Origin of the sequence: Paraburkholderia sp. Cpub6 (assembly GCF_014201065.1) — a bacterium.
Classification (GTDB): domain Bacteria; phylum Pseudomonadota; class Gammaproteobacteria; order Burkholderiales; family Burkholderiaceae; genus Paraburkholderia; species Paraburkholderia tuberum.
Genome location: NZ_JACHDM010000022.1, coordinates 76,247 through 89,014 on the forward strand (window position 1 = coordinate 76,247; position 12,768 = coordinate 89,014).

Below are 12,768 nucleotides of genomic sequence, written 5' to 3' on the forward strand. Positions count from 1 at the left end.
CGCTCGTCGCGTGCCGGCCGGATCGTGCGTCACCGATCTCACCTTGACGATGGCTTGAAGGGCTAAGGGCTTCAATGGACATCTTTGGCGTTCCGCTACCGGCGATGCTGAGCCAGCTTCTGCTCGGGCTCGTGAACGGCTCGTTCTACGCGATTCTGAGCCTCGGGCTGGCGATTATTTTCGGCCTGCTCAACGTGATCAACTTCGCGCATGGCGCGCTGTTCATGCTCGGGGCGATGCTCGCGTGGATGGGGCTGTCGTATTTCAATCTGCCGTACTGGGTGATGCTCGTGCTCGCGCCGCTGATCGTCGGGCTGGTCGGCGTCGCGATCGAGCGCTCGATGCTGCGCTGGCTTTACAAGCTCGATCATCTGTATGGCCTGTTGCTGACGTTTGGCCTCACACTCGTGATCGAGGGCGTGTTCCATTCGATCTACGGCTCGTCGGGCCAGCCGTACGATGTGCCGTCGGCGCTGTCGGGCGCGACCAATCTCGGCTTCATGTATCTGCCGAACTATCGCGCATGGGTGGTGGTCGCGTCGCTGGTCGTGTGCTTTGCGACCTGGTTCGTGATCGAGAAGACGCGGCTTGGCGCGTATCTGCGCGCGGGCACCGAAAACCCGAAGCTCGTCGAGGCGTTCGGCGTCAACGTGCCGCTGATGATCACGCTGACCTACGGCTTCGGCGTCGCGCTCGCGGCGTTTGCCGGCGTGCTCGCCGCGCCGGTGATTCAGGTCTCGCCCCTGATGGGCCAGTCGATGATCATCACCGTGTTCGCGGTGGTCGTGATCGGCGGCATGGGCTCGATCATGGGCTCGATCCTGACCGGCCTGATGCTCGGCGTAGTCGAAGGACTCACGCGTGTGTTCTACCCCGAGGCGTCGGCGACCGTCGTCTTCGTGATCATGGCGCTCGTGTTGCTCGTGCGTCCGGCGGGTCTTTTCGGCAGGGAAAAATGATGCAGAGAAAGGTGCTCTACGGTCTGCTGCTGATCGTGCTGCTCGCGGTGCCGGTGCTCGGCATCTATCCGCTCTTCGTGATGAAGGTGCTGTGCTTCGCGCTGTTCGCGGCCGCCTTCAATCTGCTGATCGGCTATACGGGTTTGCTGTCCTTTGGTCATGCGATGTTTCTCGCGTCGGCGGGTTACGTGACCGGCTATGCGATGCAGACGCTCGGCTTTTCGCCGGAACTCGGCGTGCTGAGCGGCACCGCGGCGGCGACGCTGCTTGGGCTCGTCGTCGGCTTCTTCGCGATTCGCCGTCAGGGTATCTACTTCGCGATGGTGACGCTCGCGCTCGCGCAGATGGTCTACTTCGTGTTCCTGCAGGCGCCGTTCACGCACGGGGAAGACGGTCTGCAAGGCGTGCCGCGGGGCAAGCTGTTCGGCGTGCTCGATCTCTCTTCGGACGTCGCGCTATATTTCGTCGTGCTCGCGGTGATCGTCGCGGCTTTCCTGCTGATCGTGCGGATCGTGCATTCGCCGTTCGGGCAGGTGCTCGTCGCGATCAAGGAAAACGAGCCGCGCGCGGTGTCGCTCGGCTACGACACCGACCGTTTCAAGCTGCTCGCATTCATCCTGTCGGCCGGCATTGCGGGTCTCGCGGGTTCGCTGAAGGTGCTGGTGCAAGGCTTCGAAACGCTGAGCGATGCCTATTGGACAATGTCCGGCCTCGTGATCCTGATGACGCTGGTGGGCGGCATGGGCACGCTGTTCGGGCCGTTGCTCGGCGCCGCGTTGATCGTGTCGCTCGAAGACAGGCTCGGCGATATCGGCTCGGCACTCGCGTCGATGACCGGCATCGACTGGTTCCGCTCGCTCGGCGAATCGGTGACGATCGTCACCGGGCTGATTTTCATCGCGTGTGTGCTGGCGTTCCGGCGCGGCATCGTCGGTGAGATCGTCGCGCGAGTGCGACCGTTGCGGGCTTGAGATTGGCTGTTTGATCCCGCCCGCGTGGTCGCTCGCTTGATGCAGTGCGATACGAAATTGCTTCGACGTCCGATCTAATCGCGGCTCGTGCTGAAGGTCCGCTGGATCAGGGACTCGGGCGAACCTGTGGCAAACCGTGCGACGAAATGCGCCCTACGCGCCCCAATCCGGTGCCGCAGTGCACCACTAGGGTAATTGCTAGTTGTGACTGTTGGAGTGGTCGTTTAATCTTCATGCAGTTCTGATGCACCACGAATTTGCAGGTGGAGAACGAGGAGACAAGTGAGGCACTCAGTGCCCAGAAGAAAGCGCTGTTGGATTGATATCCAACAGCGCTTTTTTATTTGTGTTTATCGAATTTTTTGACGCGATCTCCCGGCTATTTCACGCGCCATTTTTTACTCTCCGTTAGCCGCTGAGGTAAACATCACAAGCCTGCGAAACGCTTGCAGCACGGCGCTTGCGTCCGCTACACTCGCTATTCACCGACCATTGGGTTGGCAATTAAATCCGTGGATTTAATTGCAATTGAATAACGGGGTTAATAGAGGAGCAGGATGAAGTCGGCATTGCGTTGGATCAGCGCGGCATTGGTCGCCACAGGGGTCTCGGCTGCCTGGAGCGGCCATGCATTCGCGGACGTGAAAATCGGCGTCACCGTGTCGGCAACAGGACCGGCCGCATCGCTCGGCATTCCGGAAAAGAACACGATCGCGCTGCTGCCGAAAGAAGTGGCGGGCCAGAAGATCGACTACATCGTCCTCGACGACGCAACCGATTCCACCCAAGCGGTCAAGAACGCCCGCAAGCTCACTAGCGAAGACCACGTCGATGCACTGATCGGCTCGACCGTCGTGCCGAACTCGCTCGCCATGATCGACATCGCTGCCGAAACCTCGACGCCGATGATCTCTCTGGCCGCGGCCGCAAGCATCGTCGAGCCCATGGACGCGAAGCGTGGATGGGTCTTCAAAACGCCGCAAAACGACATTCTGATGGCCACGGCGATTGCGCAGCACATGGCCAATCACGGCGTGAAAACGGTCGCGTTCATCGGCTTTTCCGACGCGTACGGCGAGAGCTGGTTCAAGGAATTCAGCAAAGCCGCTGACTTCGCGAAGATCAAGATCGTCGCGAACGAGCGCTTCGCGCGCAACGATGCATCGGTCACGGGCCAGGTGCTGAAGATGATGTCGCAGAACCCGGACGCGGTGCTGATCGCCGGTGCGGGCACGCCGGCCGCGCTGCCGCAGAAAACGCTGAAGGAGCGCGGCTACAAGGGCAAGTACTATCAGACGCACGGCGTCGCGAACAACGACTTTCTGCGCGTGTGCGGCAAGGATTGCGAAGGCACGTGGCTGCCGGCTGGCCCACTGCTGGTCGCCGAGCAACTTCCCGAGGCGAATCCGGTGAAGAAAAGCGCGCTCGCGTACAAGCATGCGTATGAAACGGCATATGGCGCGGGGTCGGTGTCGACGTTCGGCGGTCACGTATGGGACGCGGGTCTGCTGCTGCAGCATGCGATCCCGCTCGCGTTGAAGAAGGGGCAGCCAGGCACGCGGGCATTCCGCGAGGCGCTGCGTGCCGCGCTCGAAGGCACGAAAGATATGCCCGCGTCGCACGGCATCTTCAACATGAGCGGGAACGACCATGCCGGCCTCGATCAGCGGGCGCGCGTGATGGTGCAGATCGTCGACGGCAAGTGGAAGCTCGCCGGCGACTGAGCGAAGGCTCTGCGCCACGGGACCTCATCGAAAAAGACGCGTGCAGTTGACGCGTCTTTTTTATTACCCGGGCCAGGTGTCCGCATCGCGCAAAAATGTGGTTTCGCTGCTTCAGGACAAACCCGCATTTGGCGCACGCTCTCTTGACCGTCGATAATGCAGAACGCAAACTACTAACATATTAGTGGTTTATGAAATGCCTGGTTGGAATAAAGCCGCGGCACAGAAACGCGGTGTATGACGCGAATGCGTACTCGCGCGACGCGAGAGAAGCGGTACCCGACGCAGTGGGGGAAGGTATGCGCGCCGAGCAGGGAAAACCATGCTTGGCACACCTGAACCCGCTCACTAGATTCAAACACCCGGCCCAGCAAGCCGGTTTACACATAGGCGCTTTTCAAAGCGTTTGGAGACTCGCAATGAAAAAGACAAGGCATTGGGTACGCACCGGCATCGCGATGGCGCTGATGTGCGGCGCGGGGGCTGCATTCGCGCAGGTGAAGATCGGCGTCACGTTGTCGACGACGGGGCCGGCCGCCTCGCTCGGGATTCCTGAAAAGAACACAATCGCGTTGCTGCCGAAGGAGATCGGCGGCAAGAGCGTGCAGTACATCATCCTCGACGACGGGTCGGACACCAGCAAGGCCGTGCAGAACACGCGCAAGCTGATCGACGAAGACCACGTCGACGCGATCATCGGCTCGACCGTCACGCCGAATTCGCTCGCGATGCTCGATCCGGCCGCTGAGGGCAAGACGCCGGTGATCTCGCTCGCGGCATCGGCCGCGATCATTCAGCCGATGGATGCGAAGCGCGCATGGGCATTCAAACCACCTCAGAACGACAGCCTGATGGCCGAAGCGATCGCCGATTACATGCAGCATCACGGCGTGAAGACGGTCGGCTTCATCGGATTCTCGGACGCATACGGCGACAGCTGGAACACGACGTTCGACGCCGCCGCGAAAGCGCACAACCTGAAGATCGTGTCGAACGAGCGCTTCAACCGCACTGATGCATCGGTGACGGGCCAGGTGCTGAAGACGATGGGCGCGAATCCCGACGCGGTGCTGATCGCGGGCTCGGGCACGCCGTCGGCGCTGCCGGCCAAGACGCTGAAGGAGCGTGGCTACAAGGGCAAGATCTATCAGACTCACGGGGTCGCGAACAACGACTTCCTTCGCGTGTGCGGCAAGGATTGCGAAGGCGAACTGCTGCCGGCCGGTCCGATTCTCGTTGTCGATCAATTGCCGGATTCGAACCCGGTGAAGAAGTCGTCGGAAGCCTATAAGAACGCCTATGAGAAGGCCTATGGCGCGGGTTCGGTCGCGACCTTCGGCGGCCACGCATGGGATGCCGGCCAGATGTTGCAGGCTGCGATTCCGGTCGCGCTGAAGACCGCCCAGCCGGGCACGCCGGAGTTCCGCGCGGCGCTGCGCAACGCGCTCGAAAACATCAAGGAGCTGCCAGTGTCGCACGGCATCATGAACACCACCGCGAACGACCACAACGGCCTCGACCAGCGCGCACGCGTGATCGTGCAGATCGTCGACGGCAAGTGGAAGTTGCAGAACAACTAAGACTATTTACAAAAACAAGTAGCGGTACGCGCCTCTCGCGCAATCTGCGGTGCATGACGCCGCATTGCCATTGTGTTCGACGACAATGGCATCGACCGCCGCGCCGCGTCCCGGCGCGGCGGTTGTCTTTTAAGACATGCAGATCGATGGCCGGCTTCGCACCGCGCCGTCGCGACTGTTTCCCAGTTTTTCGATTTCGACGCTTCAGGACGAGGAAGTATGGATCTATCAATTGCGGCGATCCTCGCGCAGGACGGCATCACGACCGGCGCGATCTACGCGCTGCTCGCGCTTGCGCTGGTGCTGGTGTTCTCCGTCACGCGGGTGATCTTCATCCCGCAAGGGGAGTTCGTTTCGTACGGTGCGTTGACGCTCGCCGCACTGCAAACGCAGAAGTTTCCGGCCACCTGCTGGCTGTTGATGGCGATGGGCGCGGCATGCTTCGTCGTCGAGACGGCGGCCGTGTTGCGGCATGCTGAGCGGCGTCGTCATGCGGCGCGCACGCTGCCCGTGCTGGCGGGGAAGTACCTGCTGTTTCCGATCGCGGTCTACGCGCTCACGCGCGGCATCTTCCTGCAGCCGCTGCCGATGATCGTGCAGATCGCGCTGACGCTGCTGATCGTGATTCCGATGGGTCCGTTCGTGTATCGCCTTGCCTACGAGCCGATCGCGGAGGCGACCACGCTGCTGCTGTTGATCGTCGCGGTGGCCGTGCATTTCGTGATGGTCGGTCTCGGCCTCGTGATGTTCGGCGCCGAAGGCTCGCGCACCAACGCGTTTTCCGATGCGACGTTCAACATCGGCACGTTGTCGATCTCCGGCCAGAGCCTGTGGGTAATCGGCACCGCGGTCGTGCTGATCGGCGCGCTGTATTTGTACTTCGATCGCTCGATCTCGGGCAAGGCGTTGCGCGCGACGTCGGTGAACCGGCTCGGCGCGCGGCTCGTCGGCATCGGCACCACGCAGGCGGGACGCCTCGCATTCACGCTTGCGGCGGGGCTCGGCGCACTGTGCGGCATCCTCGTCGCGCCGCTCACGACGATCTACTACGACTCGGGCTTCCTGATCGGTTTGAAGGGCTTCGTGGGCGCGATCATCGGCGGTCTGGTCAGCTATCCGCTGGCGGCGGCCGGCTCGATTCTGGTTGGTCTGCTGGAGTCGTATTCGTCGTTCTGGGCTAGTGCTTATAAGGAAGTGATCGTTTTCACGTTAATCATCCCGGTGCTGCTGTGGCGCAGTCTTGCGAGTCCGCACGCCGAAGAGGAAGAGGAGTGACACGATGAAACGAATCATGCAAAAGAAGTTCTTCTGGTTGTTCCTCGTGGTGCTGTTCGCTTTGCCGGTTCTGCCGCGTCCGATCCATGTACCCGAGTACTGGGTCACGCTGCTGAACTACATCGGTCTCTATTCGATCGTCGCGATCGGCCTCGTGCTGTTGACCGGCATCGGCGGGATGACGAGCTTCGGGCAGGCCGCGTTCGTTGGCATCGGCGCGTATGCAACCGCGTATCTGACGACGAACTTCGGCGTGTCGCCGTGGCTCGCACTGATCGCGGGCGTGATCGTCACTGCGCTGGTTGCGCTGATGCTCGGTCTCGTGACGATGCGCCTATCCGGCCACTTTCTGCCGCTCGGCACGATTGCGTGGGGGCTCGCGCTGTTCTACCTGTTCGGCAATCTCGACATGCTCGGCAAGTACGACGGCATCAACGGCATCCCGGTGTTGAATGTTTTTGGGATCAACCTCGAGTCCGGCCGCCATATCTATTACCTGATCTGGGTGGTCGTGCTCGGTGCAGTCGTCTCTGTTCAGAATCTGCTTAATAGCCGGCCGGGTCGCGCAATCCGCGCGTTGCGCGGCGGTGGTCTGATGGCCGAGGCAATGGGCGTCAACACCGGCTGGATGCGCGTCGTGATTTTCGTCTATGCGGCGGTGCTTGCGTCGGTCTCGGGTTTTCTGTACGCGCACTTGCAGCGCGCCGTGAATCCGACGCCGTTTGGACTGAATCACGGCATCGAGTTCCTGTTCATGGCGGTGGTGGGCGGCGTCTCGCACGTCTGGGGCGCGGTGCTCGGCGCGGCGATCCTGACCGTGCTGCAGGATTATTTGCAGACGCTGCTGCCAAAACTGCTCGGCGAGAACGGCAACTTCGAAGTGATCGTGTTCGGCATCATCATGGTGCTGCTTCTGCAGTACGCGCGGCAGGGCGTCTGGCCGTTCGTCGCGCGCTTTTTCCCGCGTGGCCCGCGGGCGCATCTCGCCGATCACGCGGATCCTCTGCCGCAGCGCAACAAGCCACAGACCGGCGAAGACCTGCTGACGGTGAACAAGGCGCGCAAGCAGTTCGGCGGTCTCGTCGCGGTGAGCGACGTCAGCTTCGAGGTCAAAGCAGGGCAGATCATCGGGCTGATCGGACCGAACGGCGCGGGCAAGTCGACGACCTTCAATCTCGTGACCGGTGTGCTGCAGGCGACAAGCGGCGAGATCACGTTCCGCGGCGAGCGCATCGATGCGCTGAGTTCGCGTCAAATCGTCAAGCGCGGCATCGGCCGGACGTTCCAGCACGTGAAGCTGCTGCCGGGTATGACCGTGCTCGAGAACGTCGCGATCGGTGCGCATCTACGTGGCCATGCGGGCGTGTGGCGCAGTGTCGTGCGGCTGAACAGCTCCGAAGAGCAGCGGTTGATGGCCGAAGCCGCTCGGCAGATTCGCCGCGTCGGCCTCGAACAGCACATGTATGACGAAGCGGGCAGCCTGGCGCTTGGTCAACAGCGGATTCTCGAAATTGCGCGCGCCCTGTGTTGCGACCCGACTCTGCTATTGCTCGATGAACCGGCCGCTGGTCTGCGGTATCAGGAAAAGCTTCAGCTCGCCGAACTGCTGCGCAGACTGAAGACAGAAGGGATGAGCGTGCTGCTCGTCGAGCACGACATGGATTTCGTGATGAATTTGACGGACCGGCTCGTGGTGATGGAGTTCGGCACGCGGATCGCTGAGGGCCTGCCGCAGGAAGTCCAGCAGGATCCGGCGGTGCTCGAAGCGTATCTGGGTGGGGTGGAATGATGGACGACATGACAACGACCGGCGTGGCGGCGGCGGGACCGATTCTCGAAGTGAGCCAATTGTCCGTCCGCTACGGCAAGGTTGAAGCGCTGCACAATGCGGCGATCAAGGTGCGGGCGGGGCAGATCGTCTCCGTGATCGGCCCGAACGGCGCGGGAAAGTCGACGCTGCTGAATGCGATCATGGGCGCGTTGCCGACGTCCGGTCATGCGAAAGGCGCGGTTTCCTATCAGGGCGACGACGTCAGCGCGATGCCGGTCGAAAAACGCGTTGCGCTTGGAATGTGCCTGGTGCCGGAAAAGCGCGAGCTTTTCGCTTCGATGACCGTCGAGGACAATCTGCTGCTTGGCGCCTACCGGCGCAAGCGAGCAGGGGAGCGCAACTTTCTCGATCAGCTGGAACCGGTGTTCGAACTGTTTCCGCGGCTCAAGGAGCGGCGCAAGCAGGCGGCCGGCACGCTTTCCGGCGGCGAGCGGCAGATGCTCGCGGTCGGCCGCGCCCTGATGGGCAAGCCCGATCTGCTGATGCTGGACGAGCCGAGCCTCGGTCTCGCGCCGCTGATCGTGAAGGAAATCTTTCACATCATCAGCGCGTTGCGGCAGACGGGCGTCGCGACGCTGCTGATCGAGCAGAATGCGCGCGCTGCATTGCAGATCTCGGACTACGGCTACGTGCTGGAAACCGGCGAGTTGGCACTGGAAGGACCGGCCACCGACCTCGCGCAAAATCCCCGGGTGATCGAAACCTATCTCGGTCTTGCCAAAAAGGTCGCATAAGCCCGCACTTATTTCGCTGATCGCTGTCTCTGGAGGCGGTGTGTTTCACGTGAAACACACCGCTTTTTTATTGTTTCACCATTCGACGAAATTCGGGCCGAAACTGAACCCGTTATAATTCGCCCATACATTTCTTTTGAAGGCTCACGCGACGATCTGGCGTGAGATCCCGCGATGCTTTTTCCCACAGAATTTGACGTAATCGTCGTCGGCGGCGGTCATGCCGGCACCGAAGCTGCTTTGGCGTCGGCGCGCATGGGCAACAAAACGCTGCTTTTGACCCATAACATCGAGACCCTTGGTCAGATGAGCTGCAATCCGTCGATTGGCGGCATTGGCAAAGGCCATCTGGTCAAGGAGGTCGACGCGCTCGGTGGCGCCATGGCGGCCGCTACCGACGAAAGCGGCATCCAGTTTCGGATCCTGAATTCGTCGAAAGGACCGGCGGTCCGCGCGACGCGCGCTCAGGCTGACCGCGTGCTGTACAAAGCGGCGATCCGCCATCGTCTAGAGAATCAGCCGAACCTCTGGCTATTTCAGCAGGCCGTCGACGATCTGATGGTCGAGGGCGACCGCGTGGTCGGCGCCATCACGCAAGTGGGTATTCGTTTCCGGTCGCGCGCGGTGGTGCTGACGGCGGGCACGTTCCTCGACGGCAAGATTCACGTAGGGTTGAACAACTACACCGGCGGACGCGCGGGCGACCCGGCTGCGGTTTCGCTGTCGGCGCGGTTGAAAGAGCTGAAGCTACCGCAGGGCCGGCTTAAGACCGGTACGCCACCGCGAATCGACGGTCGCACGATCGACTATTCGCAGCTCGAAGAGCAGCCCGGCGATCTGGACCCGGTGCCGGTGTTCTCGTTCCTCGGGCATGTCGAGCAGCACCCGCGCCAGGTGCCGTGCTGGGTCACGCATACAAATCAACGGACACATGACATCATTCGCGGCGGTCTCGATCGTTCGCCAATGTACACGGGCGTGATCGAGGGGGTGGGGCCACGCTATTGCCCGTCGATCGAGGACAAGATTCACCGGTTTGCGTCGAAGGAATCGCATCAGATCTACCTCGAGCCGGAAGGTCTGACGACCAACGAGTTCTATCCGAACGGGATCTCGACGAGCCTGCCCTTCGACGTGCAGCTCGAGCTGGTGCGTTCGATGCGCGGCCTCGAGCATGCGCATATCCTACGCCCGGGCTACGCGATCGAGTACGACTATTTCGATCCGCGTGGCCTGAAGGCATCCCTGGAAACGAAGGTGATCAGTGGCCTGTTCTTCGCCGGACAGATCAACGGTACGACCGGCTACGAAGAGGCAGCTGCACAGGGCACGCTGGCCGGCATCAACGCCGGTCTGTTCGTGCAAGGCAAGGAAGCATGGTGTCCGCGTCGCGACCAGGCTTATCTCGGCGTGCTCGTGGACGATCTAGTCACGCGCGGGGTGTCCGAGCCGTACCGGATGTTCACGAGTCGCGCGGAGTACCGTCTGAGCTTGCGCGAAGACAACGCCGACATGCGGCTGACGGAGATCGGGCGCGAACTCGGCGTGGTCGATGACGCTCGCTGGGACGCCTTCAGTCGCAAGCGTGACGCTGTTTCACGTGAAACACAGCGCTTGCGTTCAACCTGGGTCAATCCTAAGACCTTACCGGCAGAAGAGGCGACCGCCTTGCTTGGCAAGCCAATCGACCACGAATACAGTCTCGCGGACCTGCTGCGTCGTCCGGGCGTCAGCTACGACGGCGTCTGCGGGCTGCGTGACGGCACTTGTGGCGCGCCCGAAGCACTTGCGGAGGACCCCGCGCTGCTCGCGCAAATCAAGGAACAGATCGAAATCGGCATTAAATATCAGGGCTACATCGACCGACAGGCCGGTGAGATCGAACGCAACGAGGCGCAAGAGAACACGCGTCTGCCTGAAGGGCTGGACTACACCGAGGTCCGTGGGCTGTCGTTCGAAGCTCGCCAGAAGTTGATGCAGTTCCGGCCGGAAACGATCGGACAGGCGTCGCGTATTTCCGGTATCACGCCTGCCGCCATCTCGCTGCTGATGGTCCATCTGAAGCGTGGCCTCGGGCGTCGTCCGTCGAAGTCCGCCGAGCCCGGCGCCGACAGCACGCCGGTGGTTCAATGACGGCAGCGCAGAGGGGAATCGACCAGCAGGCCTTGGCGTCATTGCTGGCGGACGGTGTCCGTGAACTTGGTCTCGAACTCAGCGACGCGCAGCAGCGCAAGTTGCTCGATTACGTCGCGCTGCTCGCGAAGTGGAACAACGTCTACAACCTGACAGCGATCCGCGATCCGAGGCAGATGCTAATCCAGCACATTCTCGATTCGCTATCGATCGTGCCGCACCTGGCGCCGCGCGGGCCGTCGTCGGTGCTCGACGTCGGTTCGGGCGGGGGGCTGCCGGGCATCGTGCTCGCGATCGTGCTGCCCGATTGGACCATCACGACGAACGACATCGTCCATAAGAAGACTGCCTTTCAGTCGCAGGCGAAGGCGGAACTGGGCCTCGCGAACCTGTCGGTTGTGACCGGTCGGGTGGAGACGCTGCGGCCTGGCGCCGAAGTACCGGCAAAGTTCGACGTAATTGTCTCGCGCGCGTTCGCAGAACTCTCGGATTTCGTTACACTGGCCCGTCATCTGGTTGCGGAGCAGGGCGCAATTTGGGCGATGAAGGGTATGCGGCCGGATGCCGAAATCGCGCGTCTGCCGGCGGGCGCTCACGTGGAACAGATCATCCGGCTGAACGTGCCGTCGCTCGACGCCGAGCGGCATCTGATCGAGGTGCGAGTGGACCCCGAAAGCTGACGGCCGCTTCGGCCTGTCAACACCCTCAACGATTTTCACTTCATCCAAGCAGCAAAAGGGACACACCAACGATGGCAAAAATCTTCTGCGTTGCGAACCAGAAGGGCGGCGTCGGCAAGACGACCACCACAGTCAATCTGGCCGCGAGCCTGGCAGCGCAGGGACAGCGAGTCCTTCTCATCGATCTGGACCCGCAAGGCAACGCCACGATGGGCAGCGGTATCGACAAGGCCGAATGTACGAACACGGTCTACGAGGTGCTCGTGGACAACGTGTCGGTGGCCGATGCGCGCGTACGGCCCGAGGCGGTCGGATACGACGTGCTTCCCGCGAACCGTGAGCTCGCGGGCGCCGAGGTCGAACTCGTCAGCATGCAGAATCGCGAGCGTCAACTGAAGGCGGCGCTCGCCGGGGTCGAGGGCGAGTACGATTTCGTGCTGATCGATTGCCCGCCGGCTTTGTCACTGCTGACGCTCAACGGACTATGCGCCGCGCACGGCGTCGTCATTCCGATGCAGTGCGAATACTTTGCGCTAGAAGGGCTGTCCGACCTCGTCAACACGATCAAGCAGGTCCATGCGAATCTGAATCGCGACCTCAAGGTGATCGGTCTGCTGCGCGTCATGTTCGATCCGCGCATTACGTTGCAACAGCAAGTCTCGGATCAGTTGAAAGAGCACTTCGGCGACAAGGTCTTCGACGCGGTGATTCCACGCAACGTGCGATTGGCCGAGGCGCCCAGCTACGGGCTGCCCGGTGTGGTGTTCGACAGGGCGTCGCGAGGCGCGCAGGCGTACGTGCAGTTCGGCGTCGAAATGATTGAGCGGGTGCGCGCGCTGAATGACGCGCCCCAGGCATCCTAAGCGGATCGAGGAAGCACG

The 12,768-nt window shown here is 61.9% G+C and carries 10 protein-coding genes; all 10 read left to right on the forward strand.

What is annotated here, in order from left to right; translation table 11 throughout:
• Positions 1–74: 74 nt before the first annotated feature.
• The gene (locus HDG33_RS28190) at positions 75–959 is read left to right on the forward strand and encodes a branched-chain amino acid ABC transporter permease (protein ID WP_184036882.1); all 885 of its coding nucleotides are present in this window, start codon (positions 75–77) and stop codon (positions 957–959) included.
• Positions 959–1,930 carry a branched-chain amino acid ABC transporter permease gene (locus tag HDG33_RS28195; RefSeq protein WP_184036970.1) on the forward strand — a complete coding sequence of 324 codons (972 nt, stop codon included), beginning with the start codon at positions 959–961 and terminating at the stop codon, positions 1,928–1,930. Before HDG33_RS28190 ends, HDG33_RS28195 begins: the two co-directional genes overlap by 1 nt.
• A 557-nt stretch (positions 1,931–2,487) precedes the next feature.
• On the forward strand, positions 2,488–3,654 hold the full coding sequence (locus HDG33_RS28200) for an ABC transporter substrate-binding protein (RefSeq protein ID WP_184036885.1): 1,167 nt from the start codon (positions 2,488–2,490) through the stop codon (positions 3,652–3,654).
• Positions 3,655–4,073: 419 nt separating this feature from the next.
• Positions 4,074–5,234, forward strand: coding sequence for an ABC transporter substrate-binding protein (locus HDG33_RS28205; RefSeq protein ID WP_184036889.1), 1,161 nt, complete (start codon positions 4,074–4,076; stop codon positions 5,232–5,234).
• Positions 5,235–5,453: 219 nt separating this feature from the next.
• A complete protein-coding gene (locus tag HDG33_RS28210) occupies positions 5,454–6,509 on the forward strand; it encodes a branched-chain amino acid ABC transporter permease (RefSeq protein WP_184036892.1) in 1,056 nt (351 codons plus the stop codon).
• 4 nt (positions 6,510–6,513) lie between these two features.
• Positions 6,514–8,298, forward strand: a complete 1,785-nt coding sequence (locus tag HDG33_RS28215) for an ATP-binding cassette domain-containing protein (RefSeq protein ID WP_184036895.1) — start codon at positions 6,514–6,516, stop codon at positions 8,296–8,298.
• Positions 8,298–9,074 (forward strand): ABC transporter ATP-binding protein, encoded by a 777-nt coding sequence (locus HDG33_RS28220; protein ID WP_184036898.1) that lies wholly within the window; start codon positions 8,298–8,300, stop codon positions 9,072–9,074. Before HDG33_RS28215 ends, HDG33_RS28220 begins: the two co-directional genes overlap by 1 nt.
• A 174-nt stretch (positions 9,075–9,248) precedes the next feature.
• Complete coding sequence (gene mnmG / locus HDG33_RS28225; protein ID WP_184036901.1) at positions 9,249–11,207, forward strand: tRNA uridine-5-carboxymethylaminomethyl(34) synthesis enzyme MnmG; 1,959 nt, start codon at positions 9,249–9,251, stop codon at positions 11,205–11,207.
• Complete coding sequence (gene rsmG, locus HDG33_RS28230) at positions 11,204–11,887, forward strand: 16S rRNA (guanine(527)-N(7))-methyltransferase RsmG (protein ID WP_184036904.1); 684 nt, start codon at positions 11,204–11,206, stop codon at positions 11,885–11,887. Before mnmG ends, rsmG begins: the two co-directional genes overlap by 4 nt.
• Positions 11,888–11,958: 71 nt before the next feature.
• The gene (locus HDG33_RS28235) at positions 11,959–12,750 is read left to right on the forward strand and encodes a ParA family protein (RefSeq protein WP_090802387.1); all 792 of its coding nucleotides are present in this window, start codon (positions 11,959–11,961) and stop codon (positions 12,748–12,750) included.
• The last annotated feature ends 18 nt before the right edge of the window (positions 12,751–12,768 follow it).